A 16,483-nucleotide genomic window follows, 5' to 3' on the forward strand; every position below is an offset into this window, starting at 1 on the left:
TGCCTTTTTCACATCACCGACCCAGGGTGGCTGTCACGTTAGTATGCACGCTAAGTGCACATGACGATGACATGCGTGTGCGATGCTTGCTTATACCACCTGACACTGAGTCCAGTCATAACGCAGCTCATGCCAATGCCCATCACGTTGGTAACGCACGACCACTTGCTCCGCTTGCCACTCAACATTAAGCCCTTGGTAGCGCCCGTCTAAAGACAAATCGTGCAGTACCGCGACCTGACACAATGCCGCTTGGCTTCTGAGCAGACTGTACGCCAAATGACTGGTGGCTGGGTTGTCTGGGGCGTAGCCCGTGAGCAAGCCTAGCGGCGTGTCGCTGGCGATGAATTGAGTGAATGTCGGCTGACTTTCAATCTCATAATGTAGCGTTAAGCCGCTTTGTTCTGCCAGCCACTGGGTGTCTGTCATGCGGGCTAATGGGCCTTCAAGTGGATTGTCGATGACCTCACCACGTTGCGCCAACTGGTGCTGACCGCGCACGTGATAGGTCAAGTCTAGCTGCTGTTGGTGCGGGTTATCGATGCGGTTGAGCTCGATCGCTGCATCGCCTAGCCAGAGTAAGGTACGACGAAAACGCACATCTTGGTACGCTTTGCTGTCCCAATGCTCCAGCGTGTGGCTATCGACTTGCGCTGGCGGCTCAGACCAATCCACTTGCGTATCAATCACCGTCAGCGCATCGCTCTGCTGATAGGCCAGCAAGTTCGGGTTGATAGGAGACTGGTTTTTCTGGTTTACGACTAAGGTGTTGTGCGTCGCGCTGTTTTTGTAGTAGCCGTAGTGCAGCTCAGCGCCATAACCTGTGGTGCCAAGATCTGGCAGAATCTCTTTGCCCGCGCGGTTTAAAATCATGCCAAGGCGGTCATAGTGATCGTGCTCACCGCCATAGGGCGCGTGTTTGAGCAGCAAGGCGTTGTCTTGCTTGTCATCGTACACCAAGCTGATCCCGGCCTCTTTGGCGTGTACCGTGTGGCAGGCAAGCGGCGAAGCTTCCGGTAAGGTGTCTACGCCGTATAGCAGCGCATCAATGTTATCACGCTCAATATTTTGGTAGATGCTGCTGAGCATGCGTGCAAACGGCTCACATGGGGTTTGTCGGTAAGCAAACTCAAAAATGTGCGCATGAGTAAGCTGCTCTTGCCCTGCGATACAGTCATTAAGACGCGGGAACGCGCCGGTGTTCATCACTAAACTGAGCGGAAAAGTAAGCAACTTGAGGTAGTTCGGGTTTGAGGCGACCGAATATGGCGTGTTGTACGCGATCTTCTCAAAATTCATTAATGCTTGCAGCGCGTAGTAGTGATAGTGAATCGAGCCTTCAAACCACATCCCTTCACCCAAGCAGCCATGATTGAGCTGATAGTGCAGGCCGTAATCGGTATTGAGCGCGAAATCAAGGTAACGCGAATCATCGAGAATCAGACCAATCACACCCACGGTGGCATTGATTTTCATCTCATGGTTGTGCAACTGCGGGGTGCGGTATTCCATCAGGAACTCGGCCCCTTCACGCAGCAGGCGCGTCTCAATCACCGCTTGTTGCTCTGCGCTGAGCGCTTCACGGATAAAATCATAACCTCGCGCCATATCAATATGGCAGTTGGCCTCACACAGGGTTTGCGCGTTGGCTTTGCCTGGGCCGTTGTACGGAATGCCGCCGTGAATTTCGTAATCTGGGTAGTACTTGGCGTATTCAAGCAAAATCGCCGTGACTTTCTCAAGGTAGAGCGGCTCTTTGGTGATCTGCCACAGTAAGCCAAGGTCGTAACACGCTTTGGCGTTCAGTCCGTTCATCCAGCGCCACCATGCGCCATCATACGGTTCGCCGGTAAACTCTTTGCCGTCCACTGGGCAGCAGTGTGAGAGCGGCTTGTCGCGATCCCATGTCAAACGCACACCGTGCTCTGGGCAGTAGTAGTAGAGGTTCCACGTTGCGCGGCCATCGCACGGCACGAGGATCTCGTTCTCGAGCACTATCTGATTATTGGATTTGAGCGCGTCAATCACCTTAGGGGTGGCGCGCTCGCGGATGAGGTCCATGTCAGAGTGAGAAAATTGAATCATGAAGACGTCTCCAGCTGAGTCGTTGAGAAGCCGAAATAACGCTCGGCGTTGTAAAAGCAAATGTTTTCAATCGTGGTTTTGAGCAGTGACTCATCGTAAGGAAGCTCACCCTCGCTGACCCACTTCGCCAACAGATCGCACAATACGCGGCGGAAATATTCGTGGCGGCTGAAAGAGAGCACATTGCGTGAGTCGGTCAACATGCCGACAAATCGCCCTAATGCGCCGAGGTTTTTCAGTGTCGTCAGCTGCGCCACCATGCCATCTTTGTGATCGTTGAACCACCACGCCGCACCGAACTGGATTTTACCTGCGGCGCGATCGCTGTCTTGGAAAGCGCCAGCCATGCAGCTCAGCACCGCGTTGTGGTTAGGGTTGAGATTGTAGAGCACGGTATTGGGCAGCTCGGCACTTTCATCCAGCGCACTGAGCAACTGCGCCAGTGGCTGAGCAATCGACAGATCGTTGATGATGCTAAACCCGGTGCCGCCACCCAGCGCCTGTTTGCGCCTTTGGTTGACGTTGACCAACACGCCGATGTGCAGTTGCATGCTCCAGCCATAGTGGTGATAACGTCGGCCAAGCTCAATAAACAGACGAGTGCGCAGCGCCACTTGCTCAGACTCGCTCAGCGCTTGTCCACTGAGCAGCGTCGAGAACGCTGCTTTGGCCTCTTCTGGCGTGCATGGTGTAAACGCCACCTGCGTTAACCCGAGATCAGACAAGCGGCAGCCGAGCGCATGGAAAGTCTCGATACGCGCGTCAATAGCAGCAAGGTAGTCTTCCCATCGTGCGATTGGATTGCCTGTCAGCGCCGCCAATTTTCCGGTCACCGTCTGCAGCGCAGCAGGGGTATCGAACGCCAGCAGCTCATCGGCGCGAAACGTCGGCAGCACTTGTACGGAAAAATCAGATTGCTTGAGCGCGGCGTGCGCGCTTAAATCGCTCAGCGGAGAGTCGGTAGTACAGAGCGTTTTAACCTTGAGCGAGGTGAGCACCTCGCGGGTGGTCAACGGCTGAGTCGCCAGTCGCTGTTGGCAATGTTGCCAAATCGCTTGCTCGTTGTCAGGGTTTATCAGCAAATCACACTCAAAAAAGCGCTTTAACTCAAGATGCGACCATTGGTAGAGCGGGTTACCGAGCAAGTACGGCACAGACTCGCACCACTTGGCAAATTTCTCAGCATCACTCGCCGCACCGGTAATGAAGTGCTCATCCACGCCGTTGCTGCGCATCGCACGCCACACATAGTGATCGCTGTGCAGCCAAGCTTCGGCCAAGTTTTGAATGGGGGTGTTGTCTAAGATGTCCTGCGCTTCCAAGTGATTATGATAATCAATAATGGGCATGGGCGCGGCGTAGTTGTGATAGAGGTGCTGAGCGAGTGTCGAGTTGAGGAGAAAATTGTCGTGAATATAGTGATTGTTCATTGAACCAGCCTTAAGTGTTGAGCCTTAAGTTATGGCATCCCCCTTCCGCGTGTGCGAATGGGGTGAAAGCAACGAAAAGGCCAACCGATCGGCGGCTGGCCTTGGATTCGTCAGTCAGAATCAGTTCTTGTACTCTTCTGGTAGGTCTGCGATGTAGATTGCAGGTACACCTTCAAAGTCACTGGTGAACAGCACGCCATCGTCGTTTGGTGTGAACGATGGGTGTGGGTGAGTGATCTGACGGTCACCGTCTAACACGTCCCAAGAGGTACTGTGCTTAGCCAGTTTCGCAAAGCTCTTCTTCTTGGTGTTCATGATGTATAGGAACGGGTCGTTCTCGATGTTGTAGCTTTCTGCGTCTGCCACATCCACCGGCGCATCACAGCCGTCACCCACCATCAAAGAACCGTCGAAGTTACTCATTAGGTGAGAACATGGTGGCATCACCATCACTTCTTCATTCTCAAGCGTTTCTGGGTTCGCTTTGTAGATCACGCGATCCGTTTGACCTTTGAAGTAAGACACGTAAGCCATTGCGCTGCCATCTGGAATCCAGAATTCGTGCGTGCAAGATTCGCCTTCTTCATGCTCTTTGATCTTACGAACGTTTGAGCCATCTTCGTTCACTAGCCACATACGTGCGTCAACTAGATCGTGTGGACCTTCGTGACAGAAGCCAACGGTTGAATCATCAAATGGACGGTAGATTGGGTGGCCTAGCCATGCGTTATCTTGGTGAACCACTTCCAACTCACCCGTTTCAATGTCCACTTTGATTAAGCGACAGGTTGGGTTGGTGTGGTAAAACTCAGCGAATTTTTCCCAAGAAGTCAGTGGTTGCCAATCCGCTTTAAGGATCTCAATGCCCACCAGCTTAGTGCACTCTGAGTTTGCGACCCAAGTACCGTAGCCTTTCCACTCTTCATCAACGGTGTAAACGACAGTTTCGTTTAGTGTTTCGAGGTCAACCTTCATCAGGTTGAGTTCGTTTTTCACGTAGAAGAAAGAGCGGTCGTCGTCAGAGATGAAGCCGCCAAATGTGTTATCGCCCGCACCTTCTGTCAGCTGAGTCGCTTGCTGAGTTTTTAAGTCCAATAGGTAGTAGTTGCGGTTGCCGTCAAAATCGCCAGCAAATAGGAGCTTTGTGCCATCCTTGGTGAAGCATTTCTGGTAGAAGTAGTTACGGTGACAGATCACATCAGTTGGTGTCAGACGCGTTACCTTCACTTGGGTATCGCTATCAACGAAGGTTTCAAAGCCCAGTTGAATCACATTACCTTTGGCCATTTTAAATTCTCCTAAATTCTTAAGTGGTATAGCCACCTCCGAGGAGGTGGCTAATCATGATTTAAACGTGATTAGTTGGTTTGCTCAGTGAGCTTTTTTTCGTCACCGACCTTAGCGCTTTGCTTCAGTGCGTAACCAACAGCAAAGATGGCAGCCGCACAGCAGGCGAACACGAAGCGTCCCCACAGTGGGTTTGGAATCAATACCATCAAGCTCAAGCCACCCGCCATGAACATAACCAATGTACCTAGCTTGTTGCGCTGCATGCGGTCAACAATGTCTTGACCTTCAGACGCGACCACTTCAGTTTCCACGTCGTTGAAGAACTTCTCAGTTTCCGCCAACTGCGTGTCTGTCTCTTCTTTGTAGAACAAGGTGGTTGCCCAGAAGAAGCCCGCGGTTAGGAATAGGTGCGCTGCGATAGTGATCATCGTACGCATCTCAGAGATTTCACGACCTGTTAGATCCGTCATGCCGAACCAGCCGCCAACCACTTGTGGTGTGAACACGTTGATCACAGACCAAGAGACCAAACCACCGAATACTACGGTTGCCCACGGTGCCCATTTTGGCGTTCTACGGATAATCATACCGAAGAATAGAGGAACAAGAATTGGACCTTGTAGCAAGGTAGACACTTGCATCATTAGGTCAAATAGGCTGAGTTCTTTTAGAGATGTGAAGAACTGCGCCATCATGATAACCATTAGGCCGTTCGCGACACACACTAGCTGACCAGCGCGTAATAGTTCTTTGTCAGACGCTTTGCCTTTACGAACGATCGTTGCGTAGAAGCTGCGGACAAAGATACCTGAGTTACGGTTTAGTGCTGAGTCCATGGAAGACATGGTCGCAGCAAATAGACCCGCCATCAGTAGGCCAACAGTACCCACAGGCATGATTTCACGAGCAAAGACTAGGTAAACCGCATCGCTGGCTTTCGCGCCAAGTGCTGGGTACTGAGCCGCTGCATCTGGGAACACAATCGCAGTTACCCAAGGTGGGATGAACCAAATCACCGCACCTGCAAGCATCATTGCGCCTGCCATCAACGCCGCTTTAGTTGCGTTGTTTGAGTCTTTTGCGTTTAGGAAACGGTAAGAGTCTTGCATGTTGTTGATACTTTGAAGCTGTTTCACCACAAAGAACAAGAAGGTACATACCATCAACAGCGGGTAGTTCATGTCAGGACCAATGAAGAAGCCTGATGGGAACTCAGTAATGATCTCAGCTGGACCACCGATGTAAACCAGCGCCACGATAGCACACGCAATCGAGATGATCGCGATAACCAAGGTTTGAATGAAGTCTGATGCCACTACGCCCCAAGCACCACTCAATAGAGAGATGATCAGAACCGCAATACCGGTTGCCCAGATAGTGGTGATGATGTCAGCGTCAAATACCGCTGAAGCGAATACGCTCAGACCGTTTAGCCATACACCGCCGTTGATCACACTAAGAGGGATGATAACCCAAGTGAAGAACTGCTCGTTGGTGTTACCAAAGCGACGACGAATACCTTCCGTTGGGGTATCGACGCGCATGTTGCGAAAACGCTTAGCAAAGTAGAGGTAAGCCACGACGTACGCCATGATGTTACCGAAGAATACGCCCAGTACCGCAAAGCCATCGTTAAAGGCTTTACCGGCTGCGCCTGTGAACGTCCAAGCAGAGAACTGCGTCATAAACGCCGTTGCACCTACCATCCACCACAACATTTTACCGCCCCCGCGGAAGTAGTCACTGGTGCTGTTGCTCGCCATCTTTTTGAATAGCAAACTGATCGCCACCATTAGGCCGAAATAGCCCACGATGACAAGATAATCAAATTCCATAGCAGAACCTCGAAACACTGTTTTAATTTAAGCGTATTGTAGTTTTGTATTACGTTTAGTTCCGTGACCAAAATCGAAACATCGGTTCATAAACAAAAAAATCTCGCTAAACATGATCTAGATCACTAGCCATTCGGCACTAGTTGAGTTTTTATTTATCAGTAACGGTTAAAACGTCATCACTTGATATCAAAGGTGGGACAAAAGGGACGCCTTCCACGTAATCCACTTGGCTTAGGCGGTTACCTGCGGTGCCCCAAGGTTGGTAGACACCTTCACGGAAAGAGGCGTTGATGTTGGTCATACCATCGTTGGTGCGCGTGTGTGAGCGCATCAGGTTCATCACCATGTTTGACGCCGAAGGGAACTCTTCGTGGCCCTCTGGTTGTGGCATCAGACGCTCTGCGCCTACGATGTCACGAACCATGATGCCTGCGCCTTCCTAGCAGTTAGGTGTTGCGCCCGTCTCTGGGCCTAATTGTTCAAGTTCGATGTCAGCAGTCAGTTCACTCACAATCGCTTGTGGTGTCAACGCCATGGCAACGCACAGGGCAAGAGTCTGTTTTCTCATTTGACTTACCAATATTGAAGCATTGTTTTGATTTATGGTTTCTGGCGCACGCTTTTACTCGTTCTAGAGAGGGGTGAGAAGCAAAAAACCAATAAAATGCATTCTTAGATACGGTGTTTCACTTTTGCATAGACGCCACTTATCAGTGGCCAAAAAGACATAAAAAAAAAGCACCCATTCATCTGGGTGCTTTTTTGGCTAGATTCGCCGGAAATGGGCAGGCTTAACGGCCCTCCTCTTCCCTTAGCAATCCGTGATTAGTCGATTAGAGACTTCACGTATTCTGCGATTTCTGGCACTTGGCAGTTAGAGAAGAAACACTCTTGGAACTGCGCGCTGCCCACTGCTTGCTTAACAAGATCTTGGTCAATCGCACGTAGAGACTCAACTACGTCTTTACATACTGCTGCTTTCACGTTGTTTAGGATAGCCGCGTTTGCTTGCTGAGGTGCAGCACGCTCGATTGGGTAACCTTCGCCACGCGCGCCAGTGAACGCTTTTTCGAAGATGTAACGAACGTTCAGTTCACCAGCCCAACCAAAGCCTTTTGCGAACGCTAGAGAAATCGCGTTGCCGTTGTTGATTTGGTTGAATAGGAACGCGTCAGATGGCTCTAGGCAGTAACCACAAACAACACCTGGGTGTAGGTTGCTTGCCATTAGTGCGCCTTGACCAGTACCACAACCCGTTACGATGAAATCCACTGCTTTAGAGTTCAGTAGGATGCTCGCTTGGATACCTAGGTGGATGTACGTTAGGTGATGATCGTTTTCGTCAGTCATACCTACGTTGAATACTTCGTGACCTAGACCACCAGCAACCGTGTTTAGCTCAGCAGCAACCATAGCGTTTTTAGGTGCTTGGCTGTTTTCCATAGTTAGTGCAATTTTCATTGGATTCTCCTGCGGCGAACCGCGTAACTAATTTTAAAACTTATAGGAAATCTTTGCGCATTGGCGTGAAGTTATCAATCAACACACCGGCTTCTAGACACACACAACCGTGCTCAATGTTTGGCTCTTTGTACATGGTGTCGCCCGCTTCAACGATTTTCTTCTCATCGCCGATAGTGAATTCGAACTTACCAGACAGTACGTAAGTCAACTGCTCATGTGGGTGGTTGTGCATTGAACCAACAGCACCTTTTTCAAAGTGCACTTCAACGGCCATCATGTTGTCACTGTGCGCGAGCACTTTACGTGAGATACCGTCACCTAGGTCTTCTAGTTGGATGTCTTTGTTGTATACGAACATGGGTCTTCTTTCTCTTCGTTATCGACAAGCTTCACTTTCTTTTGCTCTCTGAGCAATTTTGCTGTGGTCATTAAGTTAACGCTGATCAGCGTCATTTCCAGCAGCGTTCCACCAATCGATCCTATGATGAAATTATTGGTCAGCCAGCATAACGCCCCGACCAAAAAACCGATTCTCATCGCCACGCCCTTGAGGACAAACACCGAGAATGTCCCGATGACAGTGCCCAAAATTGGCCAGATGTCCTGTGGCGATTCCATAATATAGAAACCACTGGCCATACTGATGGCGATGAAGATTGCTGCGACTCTTTTCGATGAAACGTAAATCGCGGTAGCCGTTCGAAGCGCTGAAAGCACTGAACTGACCACCGATACTAAAGAGCCAAGCAAGAAAAAATGCAGTAGATGGTTTAAATGAAAAACCAACATCAAAATCTTCAGCTTCTTATCGTCTTTCTGATAAAAGGTACACACCCCTAAAAAAAAGCTTAAGAATCCAAGAATTTGTGCAATCGTGTTTTGTTCCACGTGATCTACCCATTTTTCAGCGCCTAACCACAGTTAGGCACTAAATTGCTAATTAGCGAGCTAACCAGCCACCGTCTACAGCAACAGTGTAACCGTTGATGTAAGAAGCAGCGTCAGACGCTAGGAATACACATGGGCCAGCAACGTCTTCTGGCGTGCCCCAACGATCAGCAGGGATACGCTCTAGGATAGCGGCGTTGCGATCTTCATCCGCGCGTAGTGCTGCTGTGTTGTTTGTCGCCATGTAACCCGGTGCAATTGCGTTCACGTTGATGTTGTGACGAGCCCATTCGTTTGCCATTGCGCGAGTGATACCCATAACCGCACTCTTAGATGCAGTGTAAGAAGGTACACGGATGCCGCCTTGGAAAGAAAGCATAGAAGCGATGTTGATGATCTTACCGCCAGTGCCTTGAGCAATAAACTGACGCGCTACTGCTTGAGACATGAAGTAAACCGTTTTCGAGTTGATGTTCATCACGTCATCCCAGTTTTGCTCTGAGAAGTCGATCGCATCTTCACGACGGATGATACCTGCGTTGTTTACTAGGATATCCACTTTACCGAATTCAGTCACAGTGCTGTCGATGATGCTTGGGATATCGTCTTGTTTTAGTAGGTTAGCGCGAACATCTAGGAACGTGTAACCTGCTGCATTCATTTTTTCGATGGTTTCAGTTGGTTCAACGTAGTTAACACCAACAACTTTACAACCTGCTGCTGCAAGACCTAGTGCCATACCTTGACCAAGGCCAGTGTCACAACCCGTTACGATAGCAACCTTACCTTCTAGGTTAAATGAATTAAGAATCATGTTTATTCCTCAAAAGCTGTCAAATTAACGTTCATTACGATGGCTCGCCATCCTGTGACGCTAATATAGCAATTTTTAAAACCGCATTTCAATTATTTTTAAAACAGACTTTCAAAAAGCATGACCTAGATCGTCTTTTTGTATGACAAATAGCTGCGCGGTTTCAAAATTTTAAAAACGTTTTTTGAAATAATCTGGCGACTCATCGTCTCATAGGTATAATCACCCCTAGACAAATATAACTAGGGTAAAGAGATGGAAAAGAACACCCAACCTGAAGCCGTATCCTCGGTTCTCAAGGTATTTAACATTCTTCAAGCATTGGGCGAGCAAAAGGAAATTGGTGTTTCAGAGCTGTCACAGCGTCTGATGATGTCGAAAGCGACAACGTACCGATTCCTGCAAACCATGAAAACGTTAGGCTATGTGGCACAAGAAGGTGAAGCAGATAAATACTCCCTTACCCTGAAGATGTTTGAGCTCGGCGCGAAATCACTCGAATACGTCGATCTGATTGAACTGGCCGATAAAGAGATGAAGTACATCTCGCAGCAAACCAATGAAGCGCTGCACTTAGGTGCCCTTGACGAAGACGGCATCATCTATATTCACAAAATCGACTCCAACTACAACCTACGCATGCAATCACGCGTCGGTCGTCGTAACCCTCTCTACAGTACCGCGATTGGTAAGGTATTGCTGGCGGAGCGTGATGAGAGCTTCGTACGCGATCTTCTGGCGAATGTAGAGTTTGTTAAACACACAGAACGCACACACGAAAACGTTGATCAGCTCTTATCTGAGCTTAAAAAAGTGCGTGAACTGCATTTTGGTCAAGATAACGAAGAGCAAGAGCCAGGTCTGCGCTGTATCGCTGCGCCAATCTACGACCGTTTCGGCACGGTCATCGCTGGCGTTTCGATTTCGTTCCCGACCATTCGTTTTGATGAAAAGCGCATGTCTTACTACATTGAGCTGCTACACAATGCCGGCCGCAATATTTCTGAGAAGTTGGGTTTTAACGGCTACCCTGTGAAATAGTCCCCGCTACAGACAACAAACAGCGCCCACTCGATTTACACATCCTGTGGGCGTTTTTGATCGCAGCGTTCGTCACTACAACACTCGGCACGCAAAAAGCGGATCACCTGATCCAAACATTCATACTCCGCAACGCAATACAAAGTGCGCCCTTCTCGGCGCTGGCTGAGCAATCCCGCCGATGCCAAGCTAGAGATGTGATGAGACAAAGTAGAGCCCGGGACAGACAACCGCTCCTGAATCGCGCCCACAGCCACCCCTTGATAACCCGCCTTAACGATGGTTTTGTATATCGCCAATCGAGTCGGATGGCCCAATTCTTTTAGCGCTTTGGCAACCGATTCCAGTTCCATAATTCACTCCACAGAAAAACATTTCCATTATTGTGGAACTATTGCGTATTTGCAATCGCAAAAAAGGCAGCGAACGCTGCCTTATGACTGAAATCGCGACTAGCACTACAGTGCTCGACTGCGGGTCGGTAAGAAGACCTCACCCAGCATGCAGCGTACGCTGCCGCCACCGATGGATTCGATGGTCGAAACATCAAACGCCAGCACCTTACCGTGGCTAGAGAGTTGCGCCAATTGCGCGGGCTCAAACGCCTGATAGGCCGATTGCGACATGGCAATCACCTTGTCACCATTGATGGTTTCAAGCTGAAGAAGGTTGCCACAAAACTGGTTCATCTGTTCCAAGCTGATTGAAATCACCTGTTTGTCTTTTGCCAAGGATTTCAAAACAAAACGGCGCTCGAACTCAGGGATCACTTCATCACAGATGACGCAAAAGCCTTCACCGATCGCCATCATCACATTGGTGTGATAGATAGGATTACCTGACGGCAACGCGGTTTGAAATGACACCACTTTAGGGTAACAAATACGCTCCGCGTAATCCTCCAACACTTCACGATCACAGCGCTGCGACAACGCCGCATAAATGGTGCGATTGATGTGATCCATCACCATAACACCCGTGCTTTCAAGGTGCGCGCCATGCGCAAGGTAGCTCACTAAGCTATCTTGTTGAGTCACGCTTCTTCCCGCAGCTTGCAGCGCCTCGACCAGCGCTTTGGGTCTTACTTCCTGTTGGCGATTTTGGCAAGCCATTGGGAAGGTATAGAGCGTGCCCTCAGCTGTGGTGCTGAACCAGTTATTGGGAAACACTGCATCTGGCGTCTCTATCTCAGAGGTGGGGTAGTCAAACTCAATCACCTGAACGCCCGCAGCACGCAGCTTCGCCACCATAGCGTTAAACTCCGCCATCGCCTTGCGGCGAATCGCGCTCGTTTCAGCCTGGATGACATGCTGAAATTCATTGTCTTTGGCGGTTTGCGCGTTAAAAGCAAACTCTTTCGGTGGCACCATCACAACGCAGTTCGCGTTCTGTGCCTGTAACATGTCGTTATTCGCTAAGGAATTCACTACAGATTGCTGTTCCAACATGATGACCAACTCGCATTTTTTCACTTGATGAAGCCAATTGTAGACATAATGTTAAACAAAAAATCACTGAAATCACGCAGCGAAACGAGTATAAATCAGTAATATTTTCTGATTATAATTTTCAATGCAGCAAATATTACTGTCACCAGCACCACTCAGAGTTTCAGCATGAATAATATGCACAAATAAGAATATCGCACTGGTTACATTCTGATTACTAACGCGTTACCATTGCGTATCCTTTCATATTGAGCCATTTTTGCCTTTAGGAAACACGCATGTTTAACAAGTTTGAGCAGTGGACACACCCTTTTCCACGTCAAGAGCCCGACCAGCCGCCAATGGGCATTTGGGCCTTTTGCCGCCACTACACCCGAGGCTTTGAAAAGCCACTGCTGCTCATGTCAATTCTATCAATGATCGTCGCGGTGGTAGAGGTATCGCTGTTTGGTGCGATGGGCAATCTCGTCGACTGGTTGACACATAGCGACCCTGCGACATTCTGGCAAGAGAACCAAACGCAGTTGCTGTTTTATGCGGCGCTGCTTCTCATCATCATGCCGTTGCTGATCTTGGCGCACTCTTTGGTCATCCACCAGTCACTGCTGGGTAACTACCCTATGGCTATCCGCTGGCTAGCTCATCGCTATTTACTCAAACAAAGCCTGACCTTCTATCAAGATGACTTTGCCGGCCGAGTGGCAACCAAAGTCATGCAAACGTCCCTTGCGGTGCGCGAAACCGTGATGAAAACCATGAACGTGTTTGTTTATGTCGCGGTCTATTTTACCTCCATCGTCGTGCTACTCGCTCAGGCAGACTGGCGCTTAATGATCCCGATGCTGATTTGGTTATGCTGCTACGTGGGGATTCAGCTCTATTTTGTACCAAAGCTGAAAGACATCGCGTCACACCAAGCCGATGCGCGTTCCACCATGACAGGACGCATCGTCGACAGTTACACCAATATCGCCACCGTCAAGTTGTTCTCCCACAGTCAGCGGGAAACCGACTACGCCGAAACCGGGATGCGCGGCTTTTTGGATACCGTCTATCACCAGATGCGCTTGGTCACAGGGTTCAATGTTGCGGTGGAAATCACCAACTATGTGTTGGTCTTTACTATCAGTACGCTCTCAATCGTACTGTGGATGAACGATGCCGTCAGTGTCGGGGCGATCGCCATCGCCATTGCCCTCGCGCTGCGCATCAACGGTATGTCGATGTGGATCATGTGGGAAGTGGGCGCGCTGTTTGAAAACATGGGTACCGTGGTGGATGGGATGAAAACCCTATCAAAACCGGTGGATATCCAAGATGCGCCCAACGCCAAAGCGCTCAATGTCACTGACGGTGAAATCAAGTTTGATAACGTGAGCTTTCACTATGGTGATAAAACTAAAGGGGTGATCTCTCACCTTAATCTGACCATCAAACCGGGTGAAAAAGTGGGTCTGGTGGGCCGCTCTGGCGCAGGAAAATCCACCCTAGTGAACCTTCTGCTGCGTTTTCATGATGTCGAAAGCGGGCAAATCACCATTGATGGCCAAGCGATCAATGCGGTAACCCAAGACTCGCTGCGCAGTAACATCGGTATGGTGACGCAAGACACCTCCCTGCTGCATCGCTCTATTCGTGACAACATCGTTTACGGCAACCCTGAAGCCAGCGAGGAAGCGCTGTTACGTGCCACTCAACAGGCGCACGCGCATGAGTTTATTGAAACCCTGAGTGACCCTTTTGGCAATACGGGTTACGACGCGCAAGTCGGTGAGCGAGGGGTGAAACTGTCTGGCGGACAACGTCAGCGTATCGCTATTTCTCGCGTACTGTTAAAAGACGCGCCATTACTGATTTTAGATGAAGCCACCTCAGCACTCGATTCGGAAGTCGAAGCGGCGATTCAAGAGAGTTTGAATGAGCTGATGGAAGGCAAAACCGTCATCGCTATTGCGCACCGACTCTCAACCATCGCTGCGATGGATCGCCTTATCGTCCTCGACCAAGGTCAAGTCGTCGAGCAAGGCACCCACCAAGAACTGATAAGCGCCGGAGGGATATACTCGCAGTTGTGGGCACATCAAACCGGCGGTTTTATTGGCGATAATGAGACGCTTGATGCGGCCTCATCGAAATAACTCGCTCATTGATTCTCTTTGCGAGTTATTCCCTAGCGGACCTTATCTTTTACGGGATTTGGATTGCTTATCTTGATACATGCGCTTGTCGGCCAGTTCGACAAGCTCTTGTATCGACAGTTTAGCGTTGGAGCTGGCAGAGGTAATGCCCACGCTAAACTCTATTGCATAGGCATGACCGCTGCGTTGATTGTACGCCTCTATTGCCTGCTTAAACCGCTCTATCACCACACCCGCAACCGGCTCTGACGCGCCAGACATCAACACAACAAACTCATCACCGCCAATACGAGAAAACACATCGGACTCACGAAAGGAGTCTCGCATCGTCGCAGCAAACGCTTTGAGTAGCGCATCCCCGGCACTGTGACCGTGGGTATCGTTGATGTGCTTAAAGTTATCGAGATCAAAATAGGCCAAGGAGAGGGGTAACTGCGCCGCGCGGCAGTAATCTACCGACTTTGCTCCCAAGGCGAAAAATCCGCGCCGGTTTGAGATCAGCGTTAGAGGGTCTAAGGTCGCGGTTAAACTGTTCGACAGCTCCTGCTCGGCAATTTTGGCCAAATCCAGCAAGTCGTTGATCTCATCCGGTAAGAAGTGTCTCGGTTTGGTGTCGATAATGCACAGAGTGCCGAGCTTGGTACCGTCGTGATACACCAAAGGCACACCAGCATAAAAGCGAATATGGGGCGCACCGGAGACCAAAGGATTATCAGCGAATCGCTCATCTTGAGTGGCATCTTCAATCACGAACGGCGCATCACCCAAGATCGCGTGGCCACAAAAAGAGACATCACGCCCGGTTTCTTTCGCCTCCAAGCCAAAACAAGATTTGAACCATTGACGGTTCACATCCACCAAGCTGACCAAGGCCATTGGCACGTCAAACAACCGCTTCGCAAGGCGAGCCACGCGGTCAAAACGCTCCTCCGGTTCCGTGTCGAGAATCTGAAGCTGGTGAAGGCTTTGGATGCGTTGCTGCTCATCGGGTGGTAAATCAGGCGCTTTCATCTCTGGCTCGTGTCTTATTGATAAATGAGTAAGGTACCTTAAAGAATAGCACCGAAAGTTCGCCTTGCTTGCTCCGCGACAAACCCGTGGTTCCCCCAAGCGAAATACTAGCGCTTGACATGGCCCAAGGTGAGCTTCTCTTGCCATCTAAGTGGCACAGTTAACCGTGGCACCAGCGTGTAAATCAATGCAGCCACCGCCACAGATCCAACAAGGTCAATGGGTCGATGCATGCCAAGCCACAGTCGGCTATACGCGACCGCTAGCGCCCAAATCAACACACCGGCAGCCAGACCATAGTGCTTACGCTCAGCAAACAGGCCGCCAAAAAAGGCCACGCACACCGCGACAAACAACGTATGGCCGGAAGGAAAAGAGTAATCTTTCTCGCCATGCCAATGGCGCGTACGCCAATCACTCACCCGAGTATCCAGGGCATCAATCACCTGATCTTTTTGCTCGGCATCGAGCTTATAAAAGTGCGCGGGCTGGGGAATCAACAGCTGATGACTTAACAGTTCCGTGTAAGGACGCGGGCTTTCTGTCGCGAGCTTCAAGCCACTTTTGGCTACAAAGGCAAACACCAGCAGCAGCGCCAGTTGCGCCGCTTTTCCTATCAGCGACACACCAAGCTGACGACGAGGTGAAACGCTTGAGTGCTCTGTGGTTAAAAAAGAACGAGGGAAAAAAGAACAATGAGAAGAAGTCGAACGAATGACCCAAAGTGCCAGAGCCACCAGCAAAGCGAGAGTAACGAGAAAGCCTTGCGATCCCGCGGAGTAAGTCAGCCATGTCATCCCTTGCCCGATGGGATCTGAGACGTCACTCAGCAGATCCACTGAGCTAAACATCAGGCTCATCAGCGCAATGGCGCCCGACAGCACCATCAACAGCCCTAACCCTTTTTGCTTCTCACTAACTCTATGTTTCACACTCGCCTCTCACCTCGACTTTCGAGAGATGATCTTAGGCGTGTGGCGTTAATGATTTTATCAACCGCGTGTCAATTCGCTGCAAGTTCGCATCATGCCCAATT

16 protein-coding genes are annotated in these 16,483 nt (G+C 50.0%); 2 read left to right on the forward strand and 14 right to left on the reverse strand.

Annotated elements, in window-relative coordinates; genetic code table 11:
• Positions 1 to 90: 90 nt before the first annotated feature.
• From AC6R0R_RS15225 to kduD, 10 genes are all read right to left on the reverse strand, one after another.
• Positions 91 to 2,085, reverse strand: a complete 1,995-nt coding sequence (locus tag AC6R0R_RS15225) for a heparinase II/III domain-containing protein (RefSeq protein WP_500627308.1) — start codon at positions 2,083 to 2,085, stop codon at positions 91 to 93.
• A complete protein-coding gene (gene uxaC / locus AC6R0R_RS15230) occupies positions 2,082 to 3,515 on the reverse strand; it encodes a glucuronate isomerase (protein ID WP_500627309.1) in 1,434 nt (477 codons plus the stop codon). The genes AC6R0R_RS15225 and uxaC overlap by 4 nt, the downstream gene beginning before the upstream one ends.
• 120 nt (positions 3,516 to 3,635) lie before the next feature.
• Positions 3,636 to 4,802 (reverse strand): oligogalacturonate lyase family protein, encoded by a 1,167-nt coding sequence (locus AC6R0R_RS15235; RefSeq protein WP_334553086.1) that lies wholly within the window; start codon positions 4,800 to 4,802, stop codon positions 3,636 to 3,638.
• Positions 4,803 to 4,873: 71 nt separating this feature from the next.
• Positions 4,874 to 6,640 (reverse strand): sodium:solute symporter family transporter, encoded by a 1,767-nt coding sequence (locus AC6R0R_RS15240; protein WP_500627310.1) that lies wholly within the window; start codon positions 6,638 to 6,640, stop codon positions 4,874 to 4,876.
• A gap of 151 nt (positions 6,641 to 6,791) precedes the next feature.
• Positions 6,792 to 7,070, reverse strand: coding sequence for a hypothetical protein (locus tag AC6R0R_RS15245; RefSeq protein ID WP_500627363.1), 279 nt, complete (start codon positions 7,068 to 7,070; stop codon positions 6,792 to 6,794).
• 12 nt (positions 7,071 to 7,082) lie between these two features.
• The gene (locus tag AC6R0R_RS15250) at positions 7,083 to 7,211 is read right to left on the reverse strand and encodes a hypothetical protein (RefSeq protein WP_500627311.1); all 129 of its coding nucleotides are present in this window, start codon (positions 7,209 to 7,211) and stop codon (positions 7,083 to 7,085) included.
• A 257-nt stretch (positions 7,212 to 7,468) separates the two neighbouring features.
• Positions 7,469 to 8,104 (reverse strand): RpiB/LacA/LacB family sugar-phosphate isomerase, encoded by a 636-nt coding sequence (locus AC6R0R_RS15255; RefSeq protein WP_334553081.1) that lies wholly within the window; start codon positions 8,102 to 8,104, stop codon positions 7,469 to 7,471.
• 40 nt (positions 8,105 to 8,144) lie between these two features.
• Complete coding sequence (locus tag AC6R0R_RS15260; protein ID WP_500627312.1) at positions 8,145 to 8,465, reverse strand: cupin domain-containing protein; 321 nt, start codon at positions 8,463 to 8,465, stop codon at positions 8,145 to 8,147.
• Positions 8,435 to 8,995 carry a YgjV family protein gene (locus AC6R0R_RS15265; RefSeq protein WP_500627313.1) on the reverse strand — a complete coding sequence of 187 codons (561 nt, stop codon included), beginning with the start codon at positions 8,993 to 8,995 and terminating at the stop codon, positions 8,435 to 8,437. Before AC6R0R_RS15265 ends, AC6R0R_RS15260 begins: the two co-directional genes overlap by 31 nt.
• A gap of 52 nt (positions 8,996 to 9,047) precedes the next feature.
• A complete protein-coding gene (gene kduD / locus AC6R0R_RS15270; protein WP_334553078.1) occupies positions 9,048 to 9,809 on the reverse strand; it encodes a 2-dehydro-3-deoxy-D-gluconate 5-dehydrogenase KduD in 762 nt (253 codons plus the stop codon).
• Positions 9,810 to 10,064: 255 nt separating this feature from the next.
• Between kduD and kdgR the strand changes: the two genes are divergently transcribed.
• On the forward strand, positions 10,065 to 10,850 hold the full coding sequence (gene kdgR / locus AC6R0R_RS15275; RefSeq protein ID WP_500627314.1) for a DNA-binding transcriptional regulator KdgR: 786 nt from the start codon (positions 10,065 to 10,067) through the stop codon (positions 10,848 to 10,850).
• Between the two features lie 35 nt (positions 10,851 to 10,885).
• On the opposite strand, the gene AC6R0R_RS15280 is transcribed toward kdgR, so the two are convergent.
• Together AC6R0R_RS15280 and AC6R0R_RS15285 are read right to left on the reverse strand one after the other, a co-directional pair.
• Complete coding sequence (locus tag AC6R0R_RS15280) at positions 10,886 to 11,203, reverse strand: ArsR/SmtB family transcription factor (protein ID WP_500627315.1); 318 nt, start codon at positions 11,201 to 11,203, stop codon at positions 10,886 to 10,888.
• A 105-nt stretch (positions 11,204 to 11,308) separates the two neighbouring features.
• On the reverse strand, positions 11,309 to 12,298 hold the full coding sequence (locus tag AC6R0R_RS15285) for an arginine deiminase-related protein (protein WP_500627316.1): 990 nt from the start codon (positions 12,296 to 12,298) through the stop codon (positions 11,309 to 11,311).
• A gap of 278 nt (positions 12,299 to 12,576) precedes the next feature.
• On the opposite strand from AC6R0R_RS15285, the gene AC6R0R_RS15290 reads away from it, so the two are divergent.
• Entirely contained in the window at positions 12,577 to 14,436 is a 1,860-nt protein-coding gene (locus AC6R0R_RS15290; RefSeq protein ID WP_500627317.1) for an ABC transporter ATP-binding protein, read from the forward strand.
• 42 nt (positions 14,437 to 14,478) lie between these two features.
• Here AC6R0R_RS15290 and AC6R0R_RS15295 read toward each other — a convergent pair whose 3' ends face one another.
• Positions 14,479 to 15,447, reverse strand: coding sequence for a GGDEF domain-containing protein (locus AC6R0R_RS15295; RefSeq protein ID WP_500627318.1), 969 nt, complete (start codon positions 15,445 to 15,447; stop codon positions 14,479 to 14,481).
• 107 nt (positions 15,448 to 15,554) lie between these two features.
• Positions 15,555 to 16,379, reverse strand: a complete 825-nt coding sequence (locus AC6R0R_RS15300; RefSeq protein ID WP_500627319.1) for a phosphatase PAP2 family protein — start codon at positions 16,377 to 16,379, stop codon at positions 15,555 to 15,557.
• Positions 16,380 to 16,483 lie beyond the last annotated feature (104 nt).

This window comes from Vibrio sp. R12-SW3-ISO1, from assembly GCF_059834005.1.

Bases quoted from the DNA above. Each gene is read 5' to 3' on its own strand.
- AC6R0R_RS15225 (WP_500627308.1), bottom strand. From the start codon at position 2,085: ATGATTCAATTTTCTCACTCTGACATGGACCTCATCCGCGAGCGCGCC.
- uxaC (WP_500627309.1), bottom strand. From the start codon at position 3,515: ATGAACAATCACTATATTCACGACAATTTTCTCCTCAACTCGACACTC.
- AC6R0R_RS15235 (WP_334553086.1), bottom strand. From the start codon at position 4,802: ATGGCCAAAGGTAATGTGATTCAACTGGGCTTTGAAACCTTCGTTGAT.
- AC6R0R_RS15240 (WP_500627310.1), bottom strand. From the start codon at position 6,640: ATGGAATTTGATTATCTTGTCATCGTGGGCTATTTCGGCCTAATGGTG.
- AC6R0R_RS15250 (WP_500627311.1), bottom strand. From the start codon at position 7,211: ATGAGAAAACAGACTCTTGCCCTGTGCGTTGCCATGGCGTTGACACCA.
- AC6R0R_RS15255 (WP_334553081.1), bottom strand. From the start codon at position 8,104: ATGAAAATTGCACTAACTATGGAAAACAGCCAAGCACCTAAAAACGCT.
- AC6R0R_RS15260 (WP_500627312.1), bottom strand. From the start codon at position 8,465: ATGTTCGTATACAACAAAGACATCCAACTAGAAGACCTAGGTGACGGT.
- kduD (WP_334553078.1), bottom strand. From the start codon at position 9,809: ATGATTCTTAATTCATTTAACCTAGAAGGTAAGGTTGCTATCGTAACG.
- kdgR (WP_500627314.1), top strand. From the start codon at position 10,065: ATGGAAAAGAACACCCAACCTGAAGCCGTATCCTCGGTTCTCAAGGTA.
- AC6R0R_RS15280 (WP_500627315.1), bottom strand. From the start codon at position 11,203: ATGGAACTGGAATCGGTTGCCAAAGCGCTAAAAGAATTGGGCCATCCG.
- AC6R0R_RS15285 (WP_500627316.1), bottom strand. From the start codon at position 12,298: ATGTTGGAACAGCAATCTGTAGTGAATTCCTTAGCGAATAACGACATG.
- AC6R0R_RS15290 (WP_500627317.1), top strand. From the start codon at position 12,577: ATGTTTAACAAGTTTGAGCAGTGGACACACCCTTTTCCACGTCAAGAG.
- AC6R0R_RS15295 (WP_500627318.1), bottom strand. From the start codon at position 15,447: ATGAAAGCGCCTGATTTACCACCCGATGAGCAGCAACGCATCCAAAGC.